This window comes from Stenotrophomonas sp. 10L48, assembly GCF_056395105.1.
On record NZ_JBFTIX010000006.1, the window covers coordinates 297,325 to 323,740 of the forward strand.

Sequence of the window (26,416 nt, forward strand, 5' to 3'; positions counted from 1 at the left end):
CGTGGACGAGACGACGAGAGTTCCGGCCCTGTGCCGTGTGCTGGTGGTCCTGCTCGGCATCCTGGTGACCCTGTTCGGCCTGGCTCTGCTGGTCGGCGGTGTACGCCTGGTGCAGCTGGGGGGCAGTTGGTATTTCCTGCTGATGGGTGCGGTGTCGGCGGTAGCCGGCGTGCTGCTGGCGATGCGCCGGCCGAACGGTGCGCTGCTGTACGGCCTGGCCTTCCTGGCCACGCTGTTGTGGGCGCTGGTGGATGCCGGCTGGAATTTCTGGCCGCTGGTATCGCGGCTGGTGATGCCGGCGGTGCTGGCCCTTCTGGTCGCCCTGGCGTGGCCGGTGCTGCGCCGCAGCCGAGGCCAGGTTGCCGGTCGCGGCGCCTATGGCGTAGCCGCCGTGCTGCTGGTTGGCCTGCTGGGCACTGCGGTGTCGGCGTTCCAGCCGCGCCCGGTACAGACCGCGCAGGGCACGACGCCGCCGGTGGTGCCGGTGGCCAAGGGTGCTGAGCAGCACGACTGGATGCACTGGGGCAACACCACCGCCGGCACCCGCTTTGCCGCGCTGGACCAGATCACCCCGGCCAACGTGAAGGAACTGCAGGTTGCCTGGACGGCGCGCACCGGCGATGTGCCGGAAAGCAACGGTTTCGGTGCCGAGGACCAGAACACCCCGCTGCAGATCGGCGACACCCTGTTCCTGTGCACCCCGCACAATCAGGTAATCGCCATCGATGCCGATTCCGGCAAGCAGCGCTGGGCCTTCGACCCCAAGGCCACCGCGCCGAACTGGCAACGCTGCCGCGGTCTGGGCTATTTCGACGCAACCAGCGCACCGTCTGCTGCAGATGCAGCCGCTCCGGCACCTGCGCCGCTGCCGGCCGCCGAAACGGCCAGCACGGGCCCGGCGCTGTGCGAGAAGCGCATCCTGATGACCTCCATCGATGCGCGCCTGTTCGCGCTGGATGCGAAGACCGGCGCGCTGTGCCCGGACTTCGGCAGCAACGGCGTGGTCGACCTGAAGGCCGGCATGGGCGAGATCAAGCCGGGCTTCTACACCCTCACCGCCGCACCGTTGGTAGCCGGCGAACTGATCGTGGTCGGTGGCCGCGTGGCCGACAACATCGAAGTGGGTGAGCCGTCCGGCGTGGTGCGTGCCTACAACGTGCGCACCGGCGCACTGGCCTGGGTCTGGGATCTTTCCAGGGAAACCCCGGACGTGCCGCTGGATCCGTCGATCCACTACACGCGCGCCACGCCGAACGTGTGGACCTCGATGGCCTACGACCCGCAGCTGGGCCTGGTCTACCTGCCCACCGGCAACACCACGCCTGACCAGTGGGCCGGCGAGCGCACCCCGCAGGATGACAAGTACAGTTCGGCGGTGGTTGCGCTGGACGTGGCCACCGGCAAGGAGCGCTGGGTCTACCAGACCGTGCACCACGATCTGTGGGACTACGACCTGCCCGCGCAGCCGACCCTGACCGACGTGCCCGACGGCAAGGGCGGCACGCTGCCGGCCCTGCTGCAGATCACCAAGGCCGGGCAGATCTTCATGCTCAATCGCCAGACCGGCGTGCCGATCAGCGAAGTGCGCAACATACCCGCGCCGCAGGGCAATGCGCAGGGCGAACGCTATGCCGCCACCCAGCCGCTGTCGGTGGGCCTGCCGCAGATCGGCGCGCAGACGCTGACCGAGTCGGACATGTGGGGCGCCACCCCGATCGACCAGATGCTGTGCCGCATCCAGTTCAAGCAGTTCCGCTACGACGGCATGTACACGCCGCCGGGCGAAGACCTCGCGCTGCAATGGCCCGGTTCGCTGGGTGGCATGAACTGGGGCAGCGCCTCGGTCGACCCCACCACCGGCTACCTGTTCGTCAATGACATGCGCCTGGGCCTGTGGACCAAGCTGATCCCGCGCGCGCAGATGACCAGCGGCGACGGTGGCGTGGAAATGGGTGCGGCCTCGCAGACCGGTACGCCGTACGGCTCGCTGCGCGACCGCTTCCTGTCCAAGCTGGGCATTCCCTGCCAGAAACCGCCGTTCGGCACGATGTCGGCGATCAACCTGGCCACCCGCCAGCTGGTCTGGCAGGTGCCGGTGGGCACGGTGAAGGACACCGGGCCGATGGGCATCAAGATGGGCCTGCCGATTCCGATCGGCATGCCGACCCTGGGCGGTTCGCTGGCCACGCAGTCCGGCCTGCTGTTCTTCGCCGGTACGCAGGATTACTACCTTCGCGCCTATGACAGCCGCACCGGCGAGGAAGTGTGGAAGGCCCGCATGCCGGTTGGCAGCCAGGGCACGCCGATGACCTACGTCTCGCCGAAGACCGGTCGCCAGTACGTGGTGATTTCCGCCGGTGGCGCACGCCAGTCACCGGACCGTGGCGACTACGTGATCGCCTACGCGCTGCCCGAGCGCAAGTGACCGGCGCCATGCGGCGCAGCCTCGCAGGCTGCGCCGCGTGGGTACCGGTTGCTGGTTCGAGCCCTTACCATGCGAGGTCGAACCCGATGAAAGCTGCTGCCATGCCTGCCGTTCCTCCCAGCCGTCGACCCAAGCGCCCCCCTGCCCCACCGCAGGATCGTGGCCTGGCCCATGAGCTGATGCAGCAGATCCAGGACAACCAGGGCGATCCGGACTTCATGACGTCGCTCGGCCGCGGCCTGGCCGTGCTGAGCGTGTTCTCGCAGCACCCGCGCGAAGTGACGATGTCGCAGATCAGCAGCGATACCGGCATTTCCCGCGCAGCGGTACGGCGCGTGCTGTACACGCTGGAAAAGCTCGGCTACGTGGGTGAACAGGGCCGCGGCTTCGTGCTGCTGCCGCGCGTGCTGGGCATGGGCGGCGCCTATGTCGCGTCGTCGTCGATGACCGCTGCTGCACAACCGGTGCTGGATGCCCTGCGCGATGCCGTGCACGAATCCTGCTCGCTGGGCGTGCTCGATGGCGATGACATCCTGTACGTGGCGCGCGCGGAAACCGTACGCATCATGTCGATCGGCCTGCGCGCAGGCAGCCGCTTGCCGGCCTACTGCACCTCGATGGGCCGCGTGCTGCTGGCCTCGTTGCCGCGCGACACGCTGGAAGGCTACCTGGAACGCAACCCGTTGCGGCCGCGCACTGAACGCACGGTCACCCGCATGGAAGACTTCCTCGACCTGCTGGAAAAGGTGCGCCGCGAAGGCGCGTCGCTGGTCGACCAGGAACTGGAGATCGGCCTGCGCTCGATCGCCGTGCCAGTGCGTTCGCGCAGCGGCGATGTCGTGGCCGCGCTGAACATCGGCACCCAGGCGGGCCGTATCGGCCTGGGCGTGATGCAGACCCAGCTGTTGCCGCGCCTGCGCGAAGCCGCACAGCGGCTGGGCACGTTGTTGAATTGAGGTGCAGCCGCCGGGCATGGCCCGGCGCTTCCGGGACTGCGCTCTGGTAGCGCCGGGCCATGCCCGGCGGATGTTCGGCGTCAGCGCTCTGCGGCCTGCTCTTCCAGGATCGGCTTGGCCAGCGCGAACGCGTGGTTGGCCGCGGGCACGCCACAGTAGATCGCGGCCTGCAGCAGCGCTTCCTTGATCTCCTCCGGCGTCACGCCGTTGTTGCGGGCGGCACGGATATGCAGCTTGAACTCCTCGTCGTGGCCCAGCGCCACCATCATCACGATGGTCAGCAGCGAGCGCGTATGCCGCGGCAGGCCCTCGCGCGTCCACACCGTGCCCCACGCCGTGCGCGTGATGAATTCCTGGAATTCGGTGGTGAACTCGGTGCGCGCCTGCAGCGAGCGTTCGACGTGTGCCTCACCCAGTACCTGGCGGCGCACCGCAAGGCCGGCTTCGTAGCGTTCCTGTTCGTCCATCGTGGTCTACCTGTTGTGCGGGATCAGTGCTGCGCCGAAAGATGCGCGGCCAGTGCGGAGGTGAACGCCTGCGGCGATTCCAGGTTGCAGATGTGGCGGCCCGGCACGGCGGCATGGTGGCCATGGGTCACGCCGTCGGCGATTGCCTGCAGCTCGGCCGGAGCGCACACCGGGTCGTCATCTCCGGCAATGGCCAGCAGCGGCACGCCAATGCGGCCCAGCGCATCACGGAAGTCGGCCGTGCCCACGGCGTTGCAGCAGCCGGCATAGCCAGCCACGCTGGTGGCGAGGAAGCGCTGCAGGATGTCTTCCACCTGGCTGGCATGGGTCTGCGCGAAAGCGGCGGTGAACCAGCGTTCGCGGGTGCCATCGACCAGCGGCAACAGGCCATCATGCTGGACCTGGGCGATGCGCGCCTGCCAGCCGTCCAGCGTGCCGATCTTCGCTGCGGTGGCAGCCACCGTGAGCGTGCGCAGGCGATTGCCAGCATGCACGCCCAGCCACTGCCCGGTCAGGCCACCGATCGACAGCCCGCAGAAATGGCTGCGCGCGATGCCGAGGTGGTCCCACAGGGCCAGCACATCAGCGCCCAGTTCGGCCACGCTGTACAGCCCTGGCGGCGTGCTGGACTGGCCATGGCCGCGACGGTCATAGCGCAGGATGCGGTACTGCGAGGCGAGTGCATCCACCTGCGGCTGCCACATGCCCAGGTCGGTACCCAGCGAATTGCAGAAGGTCAGCCACTGCCCGTCGGCGCGGCCCTCGGTCTGGTAGTGCAGGCGATGCTGCGGAAGGTCGAGGAATGGCATGCGTGCTCCAACGTTGAACGTAGGATCAGCCGCGCGCGAGCACGCGGTCGATCCAGGTATCGGCCATGCCGCGCCAGCTGTCTGCGGCGAACAGGGCATCCAGTTGTGCGGCGGAAAGCTGCGCGGTGACTTCGGGCATCTGCCCCAGCACCACGCGCAGGTGCTGCGATTGCGCAAGCGCCTGCCTGGCCGCTTGTTCCACCAAGGCATGTGCGGCCGGCTTGCCGATGCGCTCGCCCAGCGTGACCGCAACGGCTTCGGCGTAAAGCAGGCCGCCATGACTGTCCAGGTGCTGGCGCATGCGCTCTCGGTCCAGCTGCAGGCCCTGCACCACCACATCCACCTGGGCCAGGCTGCCCGCACACAGGCGCACGATCTCCGGCACGGTGTCCCATTCGGCGTGCCATTGGCCTGCTGCGCGCTCGTGCGGCTGCGGCATGGCAGTGAACAGCGTGGACAGCAGGCCCGGTACGCGCGTGGCGGCGGCAATGGCGGCCACGCAGCCCACCGGATTGCGCTTGTGCGGCATTGCCGAGGAACCGCCCTTGCCCTCGCCCGCGGGCTCGAAGGCTTCGGCCACCTCGGACTGCATCAGCAGCACGATGTCGGTGGCGATCTTGCCGAGACTGCAGGTCAGCAGTGCGAACACGCTGCCGAACTCGGCAATGCGGTCACGCGCGGTGTGCCAGGGCAATGCCGGCAGCGGCAACTGCAGCTCGGCAGCCAGGGCCTCGGCCACGTCCAGCCCGCGCGTCTGCAGCGAGGCCAGGGTGCCAGCGGCACCGCCGAACTGCAGCACCAGCGTGTCTGCGGCCAACGCATCCAGCCTGCGCTGGCTGCGCTGCAGGGCGTCGAGCCAACCGGCCGCCTTCAGGCCGAAGGTCACCGGCACGGCTTGTTGCAGCAGCGTGCGTCCGGGCAGCCCGGTGCCGCGCTCGGCCTCGGCCAGCCGCGCCAGCGCCATGCACAGCACGCGCAGGCGCGCCTGCACCTGGCTGACTGCCGCGCGCAGCTGCAGCACCGCGCCGGTATCGATGATGTCCTGGCTGGTGGCGCCCCAGTGCACCCAGCGCGCGGCCTCGGCATCGTTCGCCTTGACCTGCGCGGTGAGTGCCTTGACCAGTGGAATGGCCGGATTGCCAGCCAGTGCGGTGGCTGCCGACAGCGCCGGCAACGAATACAGATCGGCGCTGCAGGCCGCTTCGATCGGTGCAAGCGCAGCTGCGGGAATCACCCCGCACTGCACCTGCGCGCGCGCCAGAGCGCGTTCGACATCGAGCATCGCCTGCAGGCGTGCTTCATCGCGGAACACGGCGTCGACGGAGGGGTCGCCGAACAGACCGCCCAGCAGCGTTGGGAAGTGGCTCATTGGTGCAGTCCATCCTGGGTAATCACAGCTTACCCGCGCCCGCCGCACGCGGGTGTGGAGTGGCCGGAAGGCGCGTCGGGCGCGCCGCAATCAGTATGCGAAGAACACCGTCTCGTCCGGGCCCTGCATGCGCACGTCCCAGTGGTACAGGCCCTTGCCCTGCGCCTGTGCGACCAGGGTGTGGCGGCGTTCGGCCGGCACCAGCGCGAGGATGCCGTCCTCGGCGTTGCTGGCTTCGTCACTGAAGTAGATGCGTGCACGGGTGGCCTGCAGCAGGCCGCGCATGAACACCAGCACCACCAGGTGCGGCGCCTGCGGCTCGCCACGCAGGCCCGGCACGCGGCCCGGCTTGACGGTGGTGAAGGCGAAGCGGCCCTGGTCGTCGGTGGGCACGCGGCCCCAGCCGTCGAAGGCCGGGTCGTGGTCGTCACGGCGCGGGTCTTCGCCATGGGCATAGATGCCCTGCGCGTCGGCCTGCCAGATTTCCAGCACGGCATCGGACACCGGCACGCCATTGCCATCGAACACCTGGCCCTGCACTTCCACGCGCTCACCCTGCGCGGTGGCCGGGGCGATGTCGGTGCGGTACAGCGGTTCCAGGCCCAGGCGGTAGTACGGGCCCACGGTCTGCCATGGAGTGGATTGGAAACTCATGGTGTTACTCCCAGACGGTCATCTTGCGACCGCGCAGCACGATGTCGAAACGGTAGCCCAGCGCGAATTCGTTGGCGGTGTTTTCCCAATCGAACGAGGACACCATGCGCTCCCGCGCCTTGGCGTCGTCCACGCAGTTGTAGATCGGATCGAACGCCAGCAGCGGATCATTGGGGAAATACATCTGCGTGACCAGGCGCTGGCCGATGCCTTCGCCATGCAGCGAGAAGTGGATGTGTGCCGGGCGCCAGGCGTTGTAGTGATTGCGCCACGGGTACGCGCCCGGTTTGATGGTGGTGAAGCGGTAGCGGCCTTCGCTGTCGGTCAGCACCTGGCCGGTGCCCTTGAAGTTCGGATCCAGCGGCGCGTCGTGCTGGTCGCCCTTGTGCAGGTAACGGCCGGCGGCGTTGCACTGCCACACCTCCACCACGGTGTTGCGCACCGGGCGACCATTCTCGTCCAGCACACGGCCGCTGACGATGATGCGCTCGCCCTGCGGCTGGCCGGGGAAGCCGGCGGTCAGATCGGCGGCATGCTCACCGAGGGTGATGCGGTTGATGCTCGGGCCGGTCACTTCCGAGAGCGTCACCGGGATCGCGATCGGGTCGGTTCCCGGGCCGCGCAGCGCGGTGGAGGCGTAGGGCAGGTGGATGCGCGGCGGCTGGCTGCCGGGGTACGGCTTGCGGTAGCCGCGCAGTGGGGTGGGATCGCTCATGGCGTACTCCTGTTGGCGAGCGGCCCGGAAGCCGCAGCTGTCTTGAGATTACGGAATCAGGGGATGGTTCACACGCGCTCGATGGCCAGGGCCACGCCCTGCCCCACGCCGATGCACATCGTGGCCAGGCCACGGCGGCCACCGCTGGCCTCCAGCTGGCGCAGCAGGGTCAGCGCCAGGCGCGCGCCGCTCATGCCCAGCGGGTGGCCCAGCGCGATGGCACCACCGTTGGGGTTCACGTGCGCGGCATCGTCGGCCAGGCCCAGCTGGCGCATGCAGGCCAGCCCCTGCGAGGCGAAGGCCTCGTTCAGTTCGATGGCATCGAAGTCGGCGATGGCCAGGCCCAGCCGTGCCATCAGCTTCTGGCTGGCCGGCACCGGGCCCATGCCCATGATCGCCGGCTCCACGCCGGCACTGGCAAAGCCGAGGATGCGCGCGCGCGGGGTCAGGCCCAGCGCCTGCACCTGCGCACCGGAGGCCAGCAGCAGCGCGGCGGCACCATCGTTGATGCCCGAGGCGTTGCCGGCGGTCACCGTGCCCGGCTGGCGGAACAGCGGCTTCAGCTTGGCCAGTGCTTCGGCGGTGGTATCGCCGCGCGGGTGTTCATCGCGCTCGACGGTCACGGTTTCGCCGCGTTTGCGGCCCGGTACGTCCACCGCCACGATCTCGCCGTCGAAGAAGCCGTGCGCCTGCGCGGCGGCCGTTCGCTGCTGGCTGCGCAGGGCGAACGCATCCTGGTCCTCGCGGCTGACGCCGTAGCGCTCAGCCACGTTCTCGGCGGTCTGGCCCATGGTCTCCACGCCGTGCAGTTCACGCAGGCGCGGGTTGATGAAACGCCAGCCCATGGTGGTGTCTTCGATCTGCTGGTCACGGGCAAACGGCGAGGTTGCCTTGCCCATCACGAACGGCGCGCGCGACATCGATTCGACGCCGCCGGCAATGGCCAGGCCGAGCTCGCCGGCAGCAATGCCACGGGCCACGGTGCCGATCGCATCCAGGCCCGAACCGCACAGGCGGTTGATCGTGCTGCCGGGCACGCTCACCGGCAGGCCGGCCAGCAGCAGGCTCATGCGGGCGACGTTGCGGTTGTCCTCACCGGCCTGGTTGGCACAGCCCAGGTAGACGTCCTCCACCAGCGCCGGGTCCAGCTGCGGGTGGCGCGCCAGCAGTGCCTTCAGCGGAATCGCGCCGAGGTCGTCGGCGCGCACACCGGACAACGCGCCGCCGTAGCGGCCGATCGGGGTGCGGATGCCATCGACGATATAGGTCTCGTGCAGCGGCATTTCAGACTCCCCCGGCCAGTGCCAACGGCAGGCCGGTCAGTTCACGCAGTTGATCGATGTCCACGCCCTCGACCATTTCCAGCACGGTCGCGCCGTCGGCGCCGAGGTCGAACACCGCCACATCGGTATACACGCGCGACACGCAGCGCAGGCCGGTCAGCGGATAGCTGCATTCGGCCACCAACTTGCTTTCACCCTGCTTGGTGAACAGGTCCATCATCACGAACACCTGCTTGGCCCCGATGGCCAGGTCCATTGCACCGCCCACGGCGGGAATCGCGTCGGAGGCGCCGGTGCTCCAGTTGGCCAGGTCACCGTGTGCCGAGACCTGGAAGGCGCCGAGCACGCAGATGTCGAGGTGGCCGCCACGCATCATCGCGAACGAATCGGCGTGGTGGAAATAGCAGCCACCGGTCAGCAGGGTAACCGGCTGCTTGCCGGCATTGATCAGGTCCGGGTCTTCCTGGCCGGGCGCCGGTGCCGGGCCCATGCCCAGCAGGCCGTTTTCCGACTGCAGCAGTATCTCCTTGTCCGCCGGCAGGAAGTTGGCCACCGTGGTCGGCAGGCCGATGCCCAGGTTGACGTAGGCCCCTTCGGGAATATCGCGCGCCACGCGCGCGGCCATCTGTTCGCGGCTGAGCTTGTTCATGCCTGCACTCCTTCTACGACCACCGGCACCACGCGCTGCACGAAGATGCCGGGGGTCACCACGGCCTCCGGGTCCAGTTCGCCCAGCGGCACCACCTCACGCACCTGCACGATGGTGCAACGTGCGGCCATCGCCATCAGCGGGCCGAAGTTGCGTGCAGTCCGGCGATACACCAGGTTGCCCCAGCGATCGCCGCGCTCGGCCTTGATCAGCGCGAAATCGGCATGCAGCGGGTACTCGAGCACGTAGTGGCGACCGTCGATCTCGCGCGTTTCCTTTCCCTGGGCCAGCTCCGTGCCATAGCCGGTGGGCGTGAAGACCGCGCCCAGCCCGGAACCTGCCGCATGGATGCGCGCGGCCAGGTTGCCCTGCGGCACCAGCTCCAGTTCGATCTCGCCGGCGCGGTAGGCCGCGTCGAAGTGCTGCGAATCGGCCTGGCGCGGGAAGGAGCAGACGATGCGGCGAACGCGCTTGTGCTTGATCAGCGCAGCCAGGCCGGTATCGCCGTTGCCTGCATTGTTGTTGATGATGGTCAGCTCGCGCGCACCCTGTGCAATGAGCGCATCGATCAGCTCGTCGGGCATGCCGGCAGTGCCAAAGCCGCCGATCATCACGGTCGCGCCATCATGGATATCGGCCACCGCTGCTTCCACGCTGGCTACGCTCTTGTCGATCACTGCATTGCTCCTTGCCCTGCCTGCCGGCGGTCATCACCGCCACGCTGCAGGGCCACTGCGAAGGGAAAACACGACCCGGACATGGTCGCCATGGCACGCCGCCCGGTCAATGCGATATTCGGCCATTCGATTCGATAATCGCACATTGAGTGATGTGCTCCGGCCATCGGTTCAACGCCGGTTCTGACCCACGCCCACGCGCAGGCCGAGGCACGCCCATGCCGCCAGCAGCAGCGGCGCAGCGCACAGCACGTACAACGAGGACGGCTGCCAGCCACCATCGACCAGAACACCCACCGTGAGTGGCGAGAGGATCGCACCGACCCGGCCGATGCCGATGGCCCAGCCCAGGCCGGTGGTCCGCACTTCGGCGGCGAACACCACCGGCGCGGCCGCATACAGGCCGGCCATCGCTGCGAACAGTGCCGCACCGATCACGAAGGCCAGCGGGAAGGCCACGCCCAGCTGCGTGCTGAAGGCCGCAAAGCCCAGCATCGAGACCATCGCCAGCAGCAGCGCGCCGGCCGTCAGCCTGGACAGCGACCAGCGCGAGGCCAGCCAGCCGAACAGGCTGCCGCCAACGATGCCGCCCAGGTTCAACAGCACGCCACCGGTGATGCCCTGCTGCGCCGACACGCCGGCCGAGACCAGCAGCTTCGGCGTCCAGCTCAGCACGAAATAAAACGCGAACATGTGCAGGAAGAACGCCAGCGCGATCAGCAGCGCGACGCGGCGCAGGTCACCCACGAACAGCGCGGCATAACCCTGGCGCTGGCCGTCGCGCACCGGCGCTGGCGGCAGCGCCTGCAGCTCTGGCATGCGCATGCGCGAGAGCAGCGCGTTCAAGCGTGGCAAGGCATTGGCCGGGCGACGCGCGACCAGGAAATCCAGCGATTCGGGCAGGCATTTGAGCACCAGCGGAATGCACAGCAGCGATGCGGCTGCGCCGACCAGGAACACGCTGTGCCAGGCCCAGTGCTCCAGCATCCACGCAGCCAGCAGACCGCCAGCGGTCGCACCGATCGGGTAGCCGGTGGCCTGCAGCGCGACTGCGGTGCTGCGCCACTTGGCGTTGGCGTACTCGGCGGTGATCACCCCCACACCGGCCAGCATGCCGCCGATGCCGATGCCGGTGTACACGCGCAGCGCACCCAGCTGCCAGGCGTCGGCGGCCAGCGCGGACAGCGCCATGCCACTGGTGAGGATCAGCAGGCAGCAGACGATCATCGGCCGCCGCCCCCAGCGGTCGGCCAGCGGTGCCAGCAGGAACGAACCCAGCGCCATGCCGACCAGCCCGGCACTGAGCATCAGCCCCAGTACCTTGCCCGACAGCGCCCAGTCCGCCGAAACATGCGGCGCGGTGAAGGCCATGACCATCACATCGAAGCCATCAAGCATGTTCAACAGCACGCAGATGGCGATGGCGGTCCACTGGAAGGGACTCATCCGTTCAAGGACAAGCGACGGTGCGGCGGCGGAGGCGTGGCTCATGGTGCGGTTTCCTGCAACAGCGTGGTGCGGTGGAACGTCCGGCGGGGAAGGTCTCAGTGACCGGCCTGGCTGGATGCATGGATGACCTGCAGGACGTCCTGGAGGCGCTCAACCTCGACCTGGCCTGGCGCCGACGGGGTGCCGATCATGCCGAAGGTCAGGGCCTGGCCGAAGGTTTCGCCGGCCAGGCGCGAAACCACGCCGGTGCCGCCCATCGACATGGTCAGCAGCGGCTTGTCGCTCTGCTGGCGCACCTGCCAGGTGGCATCGAGCAAGGCCAGCACATCGCCAGCGTCGCGCGGCATCACCGCGATCTTCAGCACGTCCGCGCCAAGGGCCTGCTGCTTGAGCAGGCGTGCGACGATTTCCTCGCGCGGTGGCGTGGCGTGGAAGTCATGGCTGGACATCACCACTTTCACGCCAGCCTTGTGGGCCTGCGCCACCAGCGCCTGCACCACCTTCGGATCGCGGAACATCTCCACGTCGATCAGCTGGGCGACACCACCGCGCAGCAGCGCGGCGTAGAGCTTGCCGTAGTCGGCATCGCTGATCGGCTTGGCGCCCCCTTCGGCCTTCGTGCGGAAGGTCACGATGGCCGGCTTGCCCCCAAGCGTGGCCTGGATGCGCTTGCCCAGCGCGACCAGCGCCTTGCCATCGGTGGCGATGTCCAGGTAGTCGATGCGCCACTCGGCGATGTCGGTGGATCTGCTGGCGGCGATGGCCGCGGCCTGCTGCAGAGCGACATCCGCGGTGGCACCGGTAATCGGTACGATGGTGCGCGGGCTGCCCTCGCCGATGCGTAGTTGGCCGACCTGCAGCACCGCCGGTGGCGGCGCGGCCAGGGCCAGCAAGGGGGAGGAGGCGAGCACGCCGGCGAGGACAACGGAAGCGAGCGGAGTTTTCATCGCAGTCACCACAGCATGGAAGTAGCGCGCGGCCATCAGAAGGTCACCTTGGCCTGGACACCCACGGCCCAGGCGTTGTCGGTACCGCTGTAATTGAACGTGCCCGGGTTGACGATGTACTGCACGTCCGGGCGGATCATCAGCCAAGGGTTCACCTGGAAGCTGTAGGACAGCTCGAACAACTCCTCGGCCTGGCTGAGGTTGTACAGCGGCGAATCGGTGGGCACGCCCCCGGCGGCCAACGTGGCGCGCCGCGCATCGACCAGGCGGTCGTTGATGTCAGCGCCGACGTAGCCCAGCGCGATGCTGTCCTGCGCACGCGCGCCGATGCCCTGGTAGACGCCGCCCAGCGCGTACCAGCGCTTGATCTGCGCGGTATCGGTGTCGGACACCATGTACTGCGCGAAGGCGGTCAGGCCGCGGCTCGGGTCGGCCGATTCCTGGGTCAGGCGCTGTTCGGCCAGCACGTAGGCGCCGTGCCGGCCGGTGGTCGGCGAGGTATCGAGGCCGCGCTTGTCCACGCGCGACGTGTCGTAGTAGCCACCGAACTTGTAGACGCCGGCGTAGCGGCTGCCCTTGGCCGGCGTCCAGGTCACCTCCACTGGAAACAGCGAGCCGGTGGTGCCCGAAACGAACGGACGGAACGCGTTGCGTTCGATGTTGCCGCCCAGGTTCGGGTTGACCTGGAACCAGCCCGTGCGCACGTTCACCGCCGGGCTGATCTGCTGGGCGAACTCACCGCCCCAGCGTGCCATCGGATAGTTGTACCAGCCGCTGTTGCCGGACATCGCCAGCGGGTGGGCGCAGAATGCGGCGTTGACGAAGTGGGTCAGCAGGCTGTGCAGGCCGAACTGGTTGCCCATCGCGTAGTACCCCAGCTTGTAGTACGACCGGCCCGCATTGAAGGTCTGGTCGTAGCTCAGCTCGGTCAGCCGCGTGTACTGGCCGCCATACGCCTCCTGGATCGGGAAGCGGTTGCCGACGAAGTCCACCGAGGTGCTGCGGCCACGACGATCGTTGAGGGTGAAGTGGAACGCACCGCCGTCCCAGCCGGCCAGCGTGCCCATGTCCAGGTCCACRCCCACCCGCACCTGCTGCGCATAGCGCGCGCCGGTTTCGCCGTAGCCACCATCGACCACGCCCATGGCCTCGCCCACGTAGTCGCCGCGGAAGGCAACGCCGCGCTCGAACAGATCGGTGCGGCTACCGCCCCAGTCGCCGGTAAGCGTCTTGCCTTCGTAGCGGTTGCTGGACTGCGCGCTGGCCACGGCTGGCAGCAGCAGGGCGGCCAGCAGGCCCAGGGAAACAGGTTTCGCAGGATTCATGATCGCGGTCTCGTGGAGGTGATCAGCGCAGCGACAGCGGCGCACTCAGCGGGGAGGTGGCGCCCTGCGCCGAGGTAACCGTGGCGGTCAGGCTGCCGGCAGCGGCAGCGTCGGTCCCTGCACCGAGCGGGAAGGTGAAGCTGCCCTGCCCCTGCGCGTCGGTACGTGCTTCCACACTGCCCAGCACCCACTCGGCCTCGCTGCCGGTGGCGGCGCGGTTGCCGAACACTTCCACCTGGTAGCGGGTATCAGGCACGCCCTGGAAACGACCGGTCAGCAGGCGCTGCGCACCCTTGCCCTGCACTGCGGTCAGCTGCGGTGCGGCCTGGCCGAGGTTCGGCAGTGGCTGGCAGCCAGCCTGGCCGGCAGCGGTGCAGATGCGCGCACGCTTGGACGCATCGTTGTCCACGCCACGGCCACGGGAGCCGACGAAGCTGGCGTGCTCCAGGCCCGGCACACCGAACACGATGGCGCCACGCGGCTGGCCCTTGACGCAGGCGCCGCCGGCTTCGCAGCGCTCGATCAGCAGGCCGTTGCCGTAGATGCGGTTGCCGGTGAAGCGGTTCGGCGCGCTGACCGGCTGCGGGCGCACGCCGATGCCCATGCCATTGCCGGTGATGGTGTTGCTGTCGACCACGTTGCCGCTGCCGGTGATGCTCAGGCCCAGCGAATTGCCGGTGAAGGTGTTTGCCGCGATGTAGTTGCGGTTGCCCCAGTTGATCTGCAGGCCATCGGAGTAATCGACGAAGCGGTTGTGGACCACGCTGTTGTCGTTGCCCCACAGGATCTCGATGCCCTGCGAGGGTTCCGGGTTGGCCCTGGTGGATTGGAACAGGTTGTCGGCCACCAGGTTCCAGGCCGCGCCGCGGGTCAACTCCAGGCCGTCGCCGTTATCGAGGAATACGTTGCGCACGATGCGGTTGTGCACGGTGGTGGCGGCGGTGGACTGGCCCTTGCCGTCATCACCGGTGAGCATGATGCCGGCACCGCCCTTGTTGGCGACGATGCGGTTGTCATGGATCTCGTTGTGGCTGGAGCGGTTGACCAGCACGCCGATGCAGAAATTGCGGATCTCCAGGCCGGCCAGCTCCACGCCCTGGGTATCGCGCAGGACCAGGCCCGGCAGCGTGGTGGTGCGCACGTTGGTGCCGGACTGGCCCGGCTCGGCGCCTGGGCAGGCATCGGTACCGGTGCCGGTCACGTAGGCCGAGCCATCGATGGCGACGTACTGGCCATCGCGTTCCCAGGACGTGCCGATGATCTGCACCGGTCCCTTGATCTCCGGCAGCGGCGTGGCCGGCGTGATGACGTAAGGCGCAGCGCCAACGGCCGCGATCTCGATGCGGTAGCGACCCGGCGCCGCATTGGCAGTGGTGATCGCCCAGCGCAGCGAGCCGGCGTTGGCGTCGTCGGCGTAGCGGTCCACGCGCAGCACCTGCAGTGCTTCGCGCGGCGGTTCGGCCTGGTAGGCCAGCGCCAGCGACGGCAGCACGGCAAGCAGGGACAGGGAAACAATGGACAGACGACGGCGCATGCGATCACTCCGCGCAGAGGAAGGAAAATCCGGCGGCCTTCCCCCTGCACCTGGCATCAGCACCGGACCGGCTGCTGCCCTCGCCCCGCCAGGGGTGGATCGCTTGGACTGCTATGAAACTGCGGAAATGAAAGTAGGTTTATCGCACCGCACCATTCAAGTGCGGTAATCGACTGCGTGTGCGAATATCGCACTGAATGGGTACTACCATCGTTGTAGGCGAGGTGTTTGCAGGGCTTGCAGCCCTGCACCTGCCTGGAGCCAGAGCAACGTCGAGGTCAAGGGAGGCTCTGGTTTTCTGCTGGCTGGGCGGGGCGGTGCGGGTGGGCAGGACACGCCGTCAACCCATCCTTGGGGGCTCGTAGGCGCCATCCATGGCGCCTGCGGTCCTGCCCACCCACACCGCTCCACCCCTCGACAATTTCCGGATGACGGCTGGTCCATCCACGCTTCGCGTGGATCACATCTGGTTGAAATCGAATATTTCGAATTGAAATCAAAAGCATCCGCGCATGGCGTGGCTCTACTGGCCACCAGGGGTTTACGGTGTCCCCGCAAACCCACAGTGCCCGGCCATCCCACAGGATCCCCGCTGTGGCTGTTGCTCCGGCCTCGGCGGGTGCAGGGCGCAGCCCTGCAAAAGAAAACCCTACGAACTGCAGGACAGCATCGAACAGCCTGCGCGGTCGTCAGCCCACGCCGGCCGCTTGCCGGCGTAATGCTCCAGCCCCGGGCGTTCGGTGTACGGATCACGCAGTACGTCCTGCAGCGCATGCACACCGCCCAGGTCGCCCTGCTCGGCGCGGTCGATCGCTTCCTGTGCCAGCCAGTTGCGCAGCACATACAGTGGATTGGCCGCGCCCATCTTCGCGACACGCTCGGCTGCCGGCAGCGAATCGGCACACAGCCGCGCCGCGTACTCCTGCAACCACTGCTGCAGAGGTTCCTGCACCGCGTGCTGGCGCTCGGCGTCGTAGAAGACTTCGGCCAATACGCTTGCATCGGGTGCGTTGGCATCGATGCGCATCAACGCACGCCATGCCAGGGTCATGTCCATGCCGCCGTCCTGCATCAGCTGCTGCCAGCGCTGGTAAAGCTGCAGATCGGCATCGTCGGCCGCGGCCAGCCCCAGCTTGGCCGCAACATCGCGGCGGGTGCAGGCGACAAAGGTCGCCTGGTAAGCGGCCAGCCCTGCCTGCAGCGGCTGCACGTCGGCGAACAACGGCGACAGCGCCTGCGCAAGCCGGTTGAGATTCCAGTACGCCACCTGCGGCTGGGTGCCGAAACGATAGCGGCGTCCCTGCGCATCGGTGGTGTTCGGGGTCCAGTCCGGGTCGAAGTCTTCGACCCAGCCATAGGGGCCATAGTCCAGCGTCACGCCGAGCACGGAAAGGTTGTCGGTGTTCATCACCCCATGCACGAAGCCCACGCGCATCCAGTGCGCGATCATCTCTGCGGTGCGCACGGCGATCTGTGCGAACCAGTCGCCATACAGCGCTTCGCCCTGCCCCGTCAGTTCCGGGAAATCGCGGGCGATGCACGCCTCGACCAGTTGCTTCAGCAGTGCGGTCTCGCCACGTGAAGCAGGCAGTTCAAACGAACCAAAGCGCAGGAACGAGGGCGATACCCGGCAGACGATCGCGCCGGGCTCCGCACGCGGATGACCGTCGTAGAACATGTCGCGCACCACGTCTTCGCCGGTGCCGACCAGCGACAGGGCGCGCGTGGTCGGCACACCCAGGTGATGCATGCCCTCGCTGCACAGGAATTCACGGATCGACGAGCGCAGCACCGCACGGCCGTCGGCGCCGCGCGAATACGGCGTCGGCCCGGCACCCTTCAGCTGAAGCTCCCAGTGCCGGCCATCGGGGGCGATCACCTCGCCCAGCGAGATGGCGCGGCCATCACCGAGCTGACCGGCCCAATGGCCGAACTGATGGCCCCCATAGTTGGCCGCCCACGGCTGCATGCCCGCGTACAACGCGTTGCCGCCGAACACCTCGGCGAAGCCTTCGTCATCGACCTGCGCAGGATCGAACCCCAGCATCCCGGCAACCTCCGGCGACCACGCCAGCAGCACCGGCGCTGCGACAGGCGTCGGCATTACCGACGACCAGGCCGCACCCAGCACTTCGCGCCGGCGCGGACCGGACTCGGGATCGCCCGGCAGCAGATTCAGCAGGCGGTTGTCGAACTGGGGGGCAGTGGTATCCATGGGCAAAGCATGGGGGCGGCGACGGCCATCCTCAATCGCCGCGCAAGGCCTGCAATGCCCCGCCGTGCGCCTCGGCGCGCCGGTAGGCCGGACGCTCACCGATGCGCTTGAGGAAGCCACGCAACGCCGGCTTGTCGTCCAGCCCGCCGCCGCGTGCGGCCGCCGCCTGGATCGGGAAGCTCATCTGGATGTCCGCAGCGGTGAAGCGTTCGCCTGCAAACCACGGGCTTTCGGCCAGGCGCCGTTCCATCCAGTCCAGATGCAGGCGTCGCTGCGGGCCGATGAAACCGCGCTCGGCCTTGTCGGCGATGCTGCGGGCGATCGGCCGCGCGAAGAATGGCATCGGCGCGCTGCGGATGCGGCTGATCACCAGGGTCAGCAGCATCGGCGGCATGGCCGAACCTTCGGCATAGTGCAGCCAGTAGCGGTAATCGATGCGCTCTTTGCCTTCGGCCGGTACCGGCGACGGCGACAGCTGGCGATGCACGTCGTAGCGGTCAACCAGGTAGTCGAGGATGGCGCCGGATTCGGCCAGGATGAGGTCGCCATCCTGCAGCACCGGCGCCTTGCCCAGCGGATGCACCTGGCGCAGTTCCGGCGGCGCCAGCAGGGTCTTCGGGTCGCGCGGGTAGCGGCGCAGTTCGTAGTCCAGCCCCAGCTCTTCCAGCATCCACAGCACGCGAAGCGAACGGGAATTTTCCAGATGATGGACGATGCGCATGGGCGGCTTCCGCAGAAAGGTGCCCGATGGTAGCGCGGCCTGGTGCATGCAGGTGTCTGCTACCCTGCCCGGCCGAGGAAGGCCTGCCAGCATGGACACCCCGCCGTTCGATGCACTGCTTGGTTACCTCGGGCAATCCGAGGACCACAACTGGACGCAGTACATCTGCGAGCACGTTGCCAAGGGCGTCCTGCGCAGATTCGAAGCGCACGATTGGCAGCGCCTGCAGAAGATGATCGCAGCGCAACCCGCGTTCTGGCAGCAACGCTGCACCGACGCGCTGGGTGAATGCATGAGGCCCGAAGCCTTGCCGCTGCTGTTCAGTCAGCTCCATTCCAGCGATGACGACAGCCGGATACTGGCGGCCTACCACCTGCAATGGATGGAAGTGCCGGTGGGTCCTGAGGTGGTTGATGTCCTGCGCGAGATCCTGTCGCGCATTCCGGCAGCCGAACGCGCCGAGTACCAGGAAATAACCCAGCTGCTGGAGCGGGCGCTGGCTGCGGGTTGAACCCGTCGTGCGACGCAAACGAAAAACGCCGGGAGCTTTCGCTCCCGGCGTTCTGGCTACCAAACGGTAGCAGACGGATTAGACCGCCTGCACCTGGTCAGCCTGCATACCCTTCTGGCCCTGGACGGCGACGAAGGTAACCTTCTGGCCTTCCTGCAGGGTCTTGAAGCCGGTGCCCTGGATCGCGCGGAAATGCACGAACAGGTCCGGGCCGCTTTCCGGGGTGATGAAGCCGAAGCCCTTGGCGTCGTTGAACCACTTGACAGTGCCGGTCTGACGATCAGACATATTTACTAACTCCTGAAACACATGTTGAAAAAAATCGCAGCCACCGGGTATCGGGGCCGAGACTGAGTTGCAGGCGTTGGTAAAGCGGATCGATGAGCGGATCGTGAGATCAACTGCACCAGGCCACGATTCACGGTGACCCTAGCAAACACAGTGGGCCAGACGATACGCGTGTTTTGAGCAAAAAGCGATAGCCATGATATTCAGCGTCAAACGGCCCGCCCCTAGACAGGGCAAGGGGTTGCACCAGATCGAGGCTAAACCCGGGTCCCCATTCAGGTTTTTCCTACCCTACACTGGGTAAATGACTGAAGCTGAAACCCGAGCTGAACCCCTGCTCCCCCGCATCTGGGTGGACGCAGACGCGTGCCCTGTTGTCATCCGCGACATCCTGTTCCGCGCAGCTGAACGGGTCGGCGTGGAGCTGACCCTGGTCGCCAACCAGTGGATCCGCACCCCGCCTTCGCGCTGGCTGCGCTCCATCCAGGTTCCGCAGGGACTGGATGTGGCTGACAGCGCCATTGTCGAGCGGGTGGCCGCCGGCGACCTGGTGGTCACCCAGGACATCCCCTTGGCGGCCCTAGTGCTGGAGAAGAAGGGCGTGGCCCTGAACCCGCGCGGCCAGCTGTACACCCCCAACAACATGGCCGAGCGGCTGTCGATGCGCAATTTCATGGAAGAACTGCGTGGCGCTGGCGTCCAGACCGGCGGGCCACCGCCCCTCGGCGCGCGTGACCGCCAGTTGTTCGCTGCCGAGCTGGACCGCTGGCTGGCGCGACGCCCGGGCAGGTGAATCCGGCTGTGCGTCAGCCGGGAACGCACAAGGTGCGCGTGCTGCGGAAGCTGCGTCGCTGGCCGGTCAACGGATCATCGAAGGCCAACGCCTGCGCCAGCAGCTGCAACGGCGGCTCGGCCACACCCTCTGGCCGCACGTGCAGCTGCGGATAGAGCTCGTCCCCCAGGATCGGCGCCCCGAGCGCGGCCATATGGACGCGCAGCTGATGCTTGCGCCCGGATTCGGGCGCAAGCCGGTAGCGCCAGACCGGACCGTGCGCCTCAATGACCTCGACACGGGTCAGCGCATTCGGCTCGCCGGGAACTTCAGCCATACGGAAGAACGGTTCCCCCGGCTGCAGCCGGCTATGCCGCTCCAGCGGAAACCGCAGGTCCGGCATGGCCGGCGCCAGCGCCTCGTAGGTCTTCTCGATGCGGCGCTCACGAAACAGCCTCTGGTACGCGTCGCGCGTTTGCGGCTGGGTGGAAAACAGCACCAGGCCGGCCGTCAGCCGGTCCAGCCGGTGCAATGGCACCAGGTCGGCGTTGCCGGTGCGCTCGACCAGGCGCGCCAGCAGGGTCTGGCGCACAAATGCGCCGGCCGGCGCAGTCGGCAGGAAGTGCGGCTTGTCGGCCACCAGCAGGTGCGCGTCGTGATGAAGGATGTTCTCTTCGAAGGGAATCACCGGCTCATCGGCCACTTCACGGAAGTAGCGTATCTCCAGTCCCACCTGCCACGGCATGTCCGGTGCCAGCGCCCTGCCCTGTGCGTCCTGTATCCGCCCGCGTGCGAAGCGACTCTCCCATTGCAGCCGGTCGATGCGCGGGAAGCGCGCGCACAGGCCGTCCAGCAGGGAATTCCAGTCACCGGGCGGCAGCTGCAGTCGGCTGGGCGTGGTCATGGCGCGATCGGGGCGCCATCGCTCTGCAGACGGCGCGGACGTGAAAGGGACATACGACAGGACACGCCAGAAGCATCAGGGCGGCCAGCGTGCCACCGATCAGGCCCTGCCGACACCCCCATACCGGACACCCCCGGGGCAAACCTCTATCATTGACGGTCTTTACCCCTCTGGATCTTCATGGCCCTCACCGCCACCATCCGCAAGGCCGAACTGCAGATCAGCGACATGGATCGCGGCTACTACGCGACCCACAACCTGACCCTGGCCCAGCATCCGTCCGAAACCGACGAACGCCTGATGGTGCGCCTGCTCGCCTTCGCGCTGAACGCTGGCGACCGCCTGGAATTCGGTCGCGGCCTGAGCACCGACGACGAGCCGGACCTGTGGGAACACGACTACACCGGCGACATCCTGCAGTGGATCGACCTCGGCCATCCGGACGAGTCGCGCATCCGCAAGGCCAGCAACCGCAGCCGGCAGGTGCAGGTGGTCAACTACGGCGGCAATGCATCGGACATCTGGTGGCAGAAGCAGGGCAAGGGCCTGGCCCGCTTCGACAACCTGTCGGTGGTCGATCTGGACGGCGGCTTCGTCGATCTGTGGGGCCAGCAGATCCAGCGTGCGATGCGCTGGAGCGTGCTGATCCAGGACGCCGAAGTTCAGCTGCTCAACGATCAGATGCAGCTGGACGTGATCCCCAACTGGCGAAAGCGCGCCAAGGCATGAGCACGATCCGCTGCGACGTGCTGGTGATCGGTGCCGGCGCTGCCGGGCTGATGACCGCGATCACGGCGGGCCAGCGAGGCCGGCATGTGCAGGTGATCGACCACGCCAACAAGATCGGCAAGAAGATCCTGATGTCCGGCGGTGGCCGCTGCAACTTCACCAACACCGGCACCACCCCGGCCAACTTCCTGTCGGCCAATCCGCATTTCTGCAAGTCGGCACTGGCGCGTTACTCGCCCTACCACTTCATCGAGATGGTCGAGCGCCACGGCATCGCCTATCACGAGAAGGAACTGGGCCAGCTGTTCTGCGATGTCTCGTCCAAGCAGATCGTGAAGATGCTGGTGGACGAATGCCAGCAGGCCGGCGTGCAGATCCGCACGCAGTGCAGCGTGGAGCGCATCGAGCACGGCACTGACGGCTTCCGCGTGCACACCACGCACGGCCTGTTCCATTGCGCCTCGCTGGTGGTCGCCACCGGCGGCCTGTCCATTCCCAGCCTGGGTGCAACCGGATTCGGCTATGAGATCGCGCGCCAGTTCGGCCACCAGGTGCTGCCCACCCGCGCCGGCCTGGTGCCGTTGACCCTCAGCGGCACCCACCAGGAGCGCCTGGCCGAGCTCAGCGGCGTCGCCCTGCCGGTCGAGGCCAGCAGCAACGGCACCCGCTTCCGCAACTTCATGCTGCTGACCCATCGTGGCGTCAGTGGCCCGGCCATCCTGCAGATTTCCTCGTTCTGGCAGCCCGGCGACGCGCTGTCGCTGGATCTGCTGCCCGGCCAGGATGCCGCCGAATGGCTGCGCCAGATGAAACGCGAACGCCCCGCCGCGGAACTGCGCACGGTGCTGGGCGATGTGCTGCCCAAGCGGCTGGCGCAGCGCCTGTGCGAGCACTGGCTGCCCGACCGCCCGGTACGCCAGCTGGACGAGCCGGACCTGCGCAAGGCCGCACAGGTGCTTTCAGCGTTTCCACTGGTGGCCAGCGGCACCGAGGGCTACCGCACCGCCGAAGTCACCCTGGGCGGCGTCGATACCAACGAGGTCTCTTCCTCGACGCTGGAATCCAAGCGCGTACCCGGCCTGCATTTCGTCGGCGAGGTGCTGGACGTGACCGGCTGGCTGGGCGGCTACAACTTCCAGTGGGCCTGGGCCAGCGGGCACGCGGCCGGCGGCGTGGTGTGAACCGCATCGCCGTTCCATGCACGCAACCGTTGCGCGCATGGACGCGCCGCCACGCATCGTGTATCTAGATTTGCAGATTGGGGAGCAGTGCATGCAGAACGCGAACGACATCACCATCCGCCTGCTGATCGTCGATGACAGCGGCGAGAACGCCGAAGCCATCGTCAGCACCCTGCGCAACAGCGGCATCGCCGTGCGCCCATGGCGCCCGCAGGACTCGGCCGAGCTGTCGCAGGTGCTGGCCAGCCAGGCGATCGACCTGGTGCTGGCTGCGCCCTCGCAGAGCATTCCGCTGCCACTGGTGGCCCAGCACATCGCCGCCAGCGGCAAGGACATCCCGCTGGTGCTGCTGGCCGAACGCATCGACGAGGACGAACTGGTACAGGCCAGCAGCAACGGGGTTCGCGCCCTCGCCCTGCGCCAGCGCGCCGAACACCTGCTGGCGGTGGTCCGCGACCAGTGGGTCGACCTGCAGGCGCGGCGCGGCCTGCGCCGGATCGAAGCGCAGATGCGCGAGACCGAGCGTCGCTGCGACGCGCTGATCGCCTCTTCGCGCGAGCCGATTGCCTATGTCCACGAAGGCATGCATATCCGCGCCAACGATGCCTACCTGGAAATGTTCGGTTACGAGGATTTCGAGGAGGTCGAAGGCATCTCGCTGCTGGACATGGTTGCCGCCCAGCACGTGGATGATTTCAAGCAGCTGCTGAAGTCACTCAGCCGCGGCGAAGCGCCTCCGCCGCAGTATCAGCTGGACGCCCGCCACCAGGACGGCAGCGCCTTCCCAGCGACGATGGAATTCACCGCAGCCACCTACGAGGGCGAATCCTGCCTGCAGGTGGTGTTCCGCCGGCGCATGGAATTCGACCCGGAGCTGGCGCGCGAGGTCGAGGACCTGCGCCAGCGCGACCAGGTCACCGGCCTGCTCAACCGCCCCACCTTCATGCTGCAGGTCGAGGACGCGGTTGCCCAGGCCGGGCGCAGCGAAGGCCAGTTCGGCCTGCTGATGGTCGAACCGGACCACTACGCGCGCCTGCTCCCGGATATCGGACTGGCCTCGGCCGACGCCCTGATCGGCGCCCTCGCCGCCCTGCTGGCCGACGTCGTTGGCGACGATGCGCAGCTGGCCCGTTTCGGCGAACACAGTTTCGCCGTACTGCAGTCCGGCCCCTATGCGCAGACCGTGGCACTGGCCGAGCGCATCCGCGAAGCCTACGCCGCACACGTCTTCAGCATCGGCGCGCGCTCGGCCACGGTGACCGTCAGCATTGGCGGGGTGCAGGTGGGCGAGAAGATCGCCAGCATCGGCCAGGTGCTGGCGCGCGCCAGCGAATGCACGCAGGCCGCAGCCGCCCTCGGCAATACCTGCCGCATCTTCGACCCGGCCGCTGTTGATCGCGTGGAGGAAGAGCGCGTGCAGCGCTGGGTCGCACGTATCCGCGAAGCCCTGGCAGGCGATGGCTTCCAGTTGCATTACCAGCCAGTGCTGAACCTGCAGGGCGAGTCGCTGGAGCTGTATGAAGCCTACCTGCGACTGGAACACAACGGAGAGCTGCTGAGCCCGACCGCCTTCCTCGGCATTGCCGAAGAACATGGCCTGCTGGCGGACATCAACCGCTGGGTCGTGTCGCAGGCAATCGCGGTGCTGGGCGCGCGTGCCCGCGAGGGTCATCCCACCCAGGTGCTGGTGAAGGTCACGCCGGAATCGTTCGATGATCCGAAGATGATCGCCACGCTGCGCCAGCAGCTGCAGGCGCACGGCGTGCCGGGCGAACGCCTGTGGCTGCATGCACCGGAATCGAAGGTGTTCACCCACCTGCGCAGTGCCCAGCAGTTCCTGGCGGAAGTGGCACCGCTCGGCTGCCGGATCGGCCTGGAGCAGTTCGGCTCGGGCCTGGACTCGTTCCAGCTGCTGGCCCACTTCCAGCCGCAGTTCCTCAAGCTTGATCGCGGCTTCACCAGCGACCTGGCCGCCACCCGCGAGAACATCGACCGGGTCAGCCAGATAACCGCACGCGCGCAGGAAGCGGGCATCCGCACCATCGCCGAGTTCGTCAGCGACGCCAACTCGATGACACTGCTGTTCAGTGCCGGCGTGGACTACGTGCAGGGCGATTTCGTCGGCCCGGCAGCGCCGGCGATGAACTTCGAGTTCGGCTGACACCTCACCGGTAGCGCCGGGCCATGCCCGGCGGGTGGCCCGCAGACCGCTGCGCTCGCCGGGCATGGCCCGGCGCTACCCATAAAGAAGGCCGGCTTGCGCCGGCCTTTTCCGTTGATCAGGTCAGATCGACCAGGTTGTCGATCTTCACGTCCGGGTTGACGTCGGCTTCGTAGTCGACGCCTTCGACACCGAAACCGAACAGGCGCAGGAAATCGGCCTTGTAGCCGGCCAGGTCGCTGATCTCGTACAGGTTCTCGTTGGTCACCTGCGGCCACAGCGCCAGCACCTTGCCCTGCACGTCAGCGGCCATTTCCTTGTAGTCGGCGCGCAGGCGGCCTTCCTCATCGATCAGCGCAACGGTATGGCCATCGCCATCGACCAGGTCGTGGCGCAGGCGATCGACCGCCACGCCATCGGCCTTGGCGCCGTACAGGATGTCGTACAGCACGTCGAGCTGCTCGATGCAGCCTTCGTGGGTGCCCTTTTCCTTCATCACCTTGAACAGCAGCGACAGGTACAGCGGCATGGTCGGAATGGCCGAGCTGGCCTGGGTCACCACCGCCTTCAACACCGACACGCGCGCATCGCCGCCGATCCTGGCCAGCTTCTCGCGCAGCCCCAGCACCTTGTCGTCCAGATCCTTCTTGGCAGCACCGATGGAGCCGTTCCAGTAGATCGCCTGGGTGATCTCTTCGCCCACATAGGTGAAGGCCGTGGTGGTGCAGCCGTTGGCCAGCACGCCGGCATCGGCCAGCGCGTCGATCCACATCTGCCAGTCCTCGCCGCCCATCACCGCGACGGTGCCGGCGATTTCTTCCGGGGTGGCCGGCTGCAGGTGGGTTTCGGTCAGCACTTCCTTGTCGGTATCCAGGCCACGCAGGGTGATCGGCTCGCCGATCGGCTTCAGCGTGGAGCTGATGATCTCGCCCGTCTTGGGATGCTTGCGGCGCGGTGCAGCCAGGCTGTAGACCACCTGGTCGACCTGGCCGAGATCGGCCAAGATCATCTCGATGGTCTTGGCCTTCACCTCATCGGAGAACGCATCGCCGTTGATGCTCTTGGCATACAGACCCGCTTCGTCGGCGTACTTGTGGAACGCCGCCGAGTTGTACCAGCCCGCCGTGCCCGGCTTGGTTTCACTGCCCGGGCGCTCGAAGAAGATGCCCAGGGTTGCCGCGCCACTGCCGAAGGCGGCAGTGATGCGCGCGGCCAGGCCGTAGCCGGTCGAGGCGCCGATCACCAGCACGCGCTTGGGGCCGTTCTGGATCGGCGGGCGCGCACGGATGTAGTCGATCTGCTGCTTGACGGCGGCGTCGCAGCCGGTCGGGTGGGTGGTGACGCAGATGAAGCCGCGGACGCGCGGTTTGATGACCATGAAGACCTCGGGTTGGCAGGTGCGGCGCGCGGGGCGCTCAGCAGGAATACGTGGCGCGCGCGTGCGCGCGAACCGCAGGATCGTAGTGCGCGGGGGAAGATTGCACAACCGACGGCGGCGTAGGGTGGAGTTTGTTCTGCAGGGTTGCACCCTGCACCCGCAGAGGCAACGTCAACGGCAGAAGCTGGGTTCCTGTGGGTTGGCGGGGTGGGTCCGGTTGAGGGGGACGCTGCAAGTACGTCCATGTAAGCTCGGTCGCCGCATCCATGCGGCTCACGCCCCCTCAACCGGACCCAC

24 protein-coding genes are annotated in these 26,416 nt (G+C 67.5%); 7 read left to right on the forward strand and 17 right to left on the reverse strand.

Features of this window, described 5'->3' with window-relative positions; genetic code table 11:
* Position 1 precedes the first annotated feature (1 nt).
* Both AC1DCU_RS12960 and AC1DCU_RS12965 read left to right on the forward strand, forming a co-directional pair.
* Positions 2-2,425 carry a membrane-bound PQQ-dependent dehydrogenase, glucose/quinate/shikimate family gene (locus tag AC1DCU_RS12960; RefSeq protein ID WP_442252375.1) on the forward strand — a complete coding sequence of 808 codons (2,424 nt, stop codon included), beginning with the start codon at positions 2-4 and terminating at the stop codon, positions 2,423-2,425.
* A 101-nt stretch (positions 2,426-2,526) separates the two neighbouring features.
* Positions 2,527-3,381 carry an IclR family transcriptional regulator domain-containing protein gene (locus AC1DCU_RS12965; RefSeq protein ID WP_313114872.1) on the forward strand — a complete coding sequence of 285 codons (855 nt, stop codon included), beginning with the start codon at positions 2,527-2,529 and terminating at the stop codon, positions 3,379-3,381.
* 80 nt (positions 3,382-3,461) lie between these two features.
* On the opposite strand, the gene pcaC is transcribed toward AC1DCU_RS12965, so the two are convergent.
* The 14 genes from pcaC to AC1DCU_RS13035 form a co-directional block, all read right to left on the reverse strand.
* On the reverse strand, positions 3,462-3,848 hold the full coding sequence (gene pcaC / locus AC1DCU_RS12970) for a 4-carboxymuconolactone decarboxylase (RefSeq protein ID WP_025875079.1): 387 nt from the start codon (positions 3,846-3,848) through the stop codon (positions 3,462-3,464).
* A 23-nt stretch (positions 3,849-3,871) separates the two neighbouring features.
* Entirely contained in the window at positions 3,872-4,657 is a 786-nt protein-coding gene (gene pcaD / locus AC1DCU_RS12975) for a 3-oxoadipate enol-lactonase (protein ID WP_313114874.1), read from the reverse strand.
* Positions 4,658-4,682: 25 nt separating this feature from the next.
* Positions 4,683-6,026 (reverse strand): 3-carboxy-cis,cis-muconate cycloisomerase, encoded by a 1,344-nt coding sequence (locus AC1DCU_RS12980; RefSeq protein ID WP_478013635.1) that lies wholly within the window; start codon positions 6,024-6,026, stop codon positions 4,683-4,685.
* A 90-nt stretch (positions 6,027-6,116) separates the two neighbouring features.
* Positions 6,117-6,680 (reverse strand): protocatechuate 3,4-dioxygenase subunit alpha, encoded by a 564-nt coding sequence (gene pcaG, locus AC1DCU_RS12985; protein WP_025875085.1) that lies wholly within the window; start codon positions 6,678-6,680, stop codon positions 6,117-6,119.
* A 4-nt stretch (positions 6,681-6,684) separates the two neighbouring features.
* Positions 6,685-7,395, reverse strand: coding sequence for a protocatechuate 3,4-dioxygenase subunit beta (pcaH, locus tag AC1DCU_RS12990; RefSeq protein ID WP_032977592.1), 711 nt, complete (start codon positions 7,393-7,395; stop codon positions 6,685-6,687).
* Between the two features lie 68 nt (positions 7,396-7,463).
* Positions 7,464-8,678 carry a 3-oxoadipyl-CoA thiolase gene (gene pcaF, locus AC1DCU_RS12995; protein ID WP_428700788.1) on the reverse strand — a complete coding sequence of 405 codons (1,215 nt, stop codon included), beginning with the start codon at positions 8,676-8,678 and terminating at the stop codon, positions 7,464-7,466.
* 1 nt (position 8,679) lies between these two features.
* Positions 8,680-9,327 carry a 3-oxoacid CoA-transferase subunit B gene (locus tag AC1DCU_RS13000; RefSeq protein WP_442252159.1) on the reverse strand — a complete coding sequence of 216 codons (648 nt, stop codon included), beginning with the start codon at positions 9,325-9,327 and terminating at the stop codon, positions 8,680-8,682.
* Positions 9,324-10,004 carry a 3-oxoacid CoA-transferase subunit A gene (locus AC1DCU_RS13005; RefSeq protein WP_442252158.1) on the reverse strand — a complete coding sequence of 227 codons (681 nt, stop codon included), beginning with the start codon at positions 10,002-10,004 and terminating at the stop codon, positions 9,324-9,326. Before AC1DCU_RS13005 ends, AC1DCU_RS13000 begins: the two co-directional genes overlap by 4 nt.
* A 171-nt stretch (positions 10,005-10,175) precedes the next feature.
* Positions 10,176-11,495 carry an MFS transporter gene (locus AC1DCU_RS13010; RefSeq protein ID WP_080149067.1) on the reverse strand — a complete coding sequence of 440 codons (1,320 nt, stop codon included), beginning with the start codon at positions 11,493-11,495 and terminating at the stop codon, positions 10,176-10,178.
* Positions 11,496-11,548: 53 nt separating this feature from the next.
* On the reverse strand, positions 11,549-12,400 hold the full coding sequence (aroD, locus tag AC1DCU_RS13015) for a type I 3-dehydroquinate dehydratase (protein ID WP_033832107.1): 852 nt from the start codon (positions 12,398-12,400) through the stop codon (positions 11,549-11,551).
* A gap of 35 nt (positions 12,401-12,435) precedes the next feature.
* Entirely contained in the window at positions 12,436-13,725 is a 1,290-nt protein-coding gene (locus AC1DCU_RS13020; RefSeq protein ID WP_442252157.1) for a carbohydrate porin, read from the reverse strand.
* A 22-nt stretch (positions 13,726-13,747) separates the two neighbouring features.
* Positions 13,748-15,259: a right-handed parallel beta-helix repeat-containing protein gene (locus tag AC1DCU_RS13025; RefSeq protein WP_442252156.1), complete on the reverse strand. Its 1,512-nt coding sequence runs from the start codon at positions 15,257-15,259 to the stop codon at positions 13,748-13,750.
* Positions 15,260-15,908: 649 nt separating this feature from the next.
* Positions 15,909-17,474 (reverse strand): protein adenylyltransferase SelO, encoded by a 1,566-nt coding sequence (locus AC1DCU_RS13030; RefSeq protein ID WP_313115387.1) that lies wholly within the window; start codon positions 17,472-17,474, stop codon positions 15,909-15,911.
* Positions 17,475-17,505: 31 nt separating this feature from the next.
* On the reverse strand, positions 17,506-18,195 hold the full coding sequence (locus AC1DCU_RS13035) for a glutathione S-transferase (protein WP_025875105.1): 690 nt from the start codon (positions 18,193-18,195) through the stop codon (positions 17,506-17,508).
* Here AC1DCU_RS13035 and AC1DCU_RS13040 point away from each other — a divergent pair.
* Positions 18,194-18,706: a hypothetical protein gene (locus AC1DCU_RS13040; RefSeq protein ID WP_478013634.1), complete on the forward strand. Its 513-nt coding sequence runs from the start codon at positions 18,194-18,196 to the stop codon at positions 18,704-18,706. The genes AC1DCU_RS13035 and AC1DCU_RS13040 overlap by 2 nt on opposite strands.
* 78 nt (positions 18,707-18,784) lie before the next feature.
* Here the strand turns inward: AC1DCU_RS13040 and AC1DCU_RS13045 are convergent, their stop codons facing one another.
* On the reverse strand, positions 18,785-18,994 hold the full coding sequence (locus tag AC1DCU_RS13045) for a cold-shock protein (protein WP_025875108.1): 210 nt from the start codon (positions 18,992-18,994) through the stop codon (positions 18,785-18,787).
* A gap of 304 nt (positions 18,995-19,298) precedes the next feature.
* Between AC1DCU_RS13045 and AC1DCU_RS13050 the strand changes: the two genes are divergently transcribed.
* Positions 19,299-19,787, forward strand: a complete 489-nt coding sequence (locus AC1DCU_RS13050; RefSeq protein ID WP_127563463.1) for a YaiI/YqxD family protein — start codon at positions 19,299-19,301, stop codon at positions 19,785-19,787.
* Between the two features lie 13 nt (positions 19,788-19,800).
* Here the strand turns inward: AC1DCU_RS13050 and AC1DCU_RS13055 are convergent, their stop codons facing one another.
* Positions 19,801-20,670, reverse strand: coding sequence for a pseudouridine synthase (locus AC1DCU_RS13055; RefSeq protein ID WP_313115391.1), 870 nt, complete (start codon positions 20,668-20,670; stop codon positions 19,801-19,803).
* Between the two features lie 180 nt (positions 20,671-20,850).
* On the opposite strand from AC1DCU_RS13055, the gene AC1DCU_RS13060 reads away from it, so the two are divergent.
* The 3 genes from AC1DCU_RS13060 (at position 20,851) to AC1DCU_RS13070 (ending at position 24,741) form a co-directional block, all read left to right on the forward strand.
* Complete coding sequence (locus tag AC1DCU_RS13060) at positions 20,851-21,399, forward strand: YaeQ family protein (protein WP_025875114.1); 549 nt, start codon at positions 20,851-20,853, stop codon at positions 21,397-21,399.
* Complete coding sequence (locus AC1DCU_RS13065) at positions 21,396-22,580, forward strand: BaiN/RdsA family NAD(P)/FAD-dependent oxidoreductase (protein WP_032977610.1); 1,185 nt, start codon at positions 21,396-21,398, stop codon at positions 22,578-22,580. Before AC1DCU_RS13060 ends, AC1DCU_RS13065 begins: the two co-directional genes overlap by 4 nt.
* 91 nt (positions 22,581-22,671) lie before the next feature.
* A complete protein-coding gene (locus tag AC1DCU_RS13070; protein ID WP_032977927.1) occupies positions 22,672-24,741 on the forward strand; it encodes an EAL domain-containing response regulator in 2,070 nt (689 codons plus the stop codon).
* Positions 24,742-24,859: 118 nt separating this feature from the next.
* On the opposite strand, the gene fabV is transcribed toward AC1DCU_RS13070, so the two are convergent.
* A complete protein-coding gene (gene fabV / locus AC1DCU_RS13075) occupies positions 24,860-26,119 on the reverse strand; it encodes an enoyl-ACP reductase FabV (RefSeq protein ID WP_442252154.1) in 1,260 nt (419 codons plus the stop codon).
* Positions 26,120-26,416 lie beyond the last annotated feature (297 nt).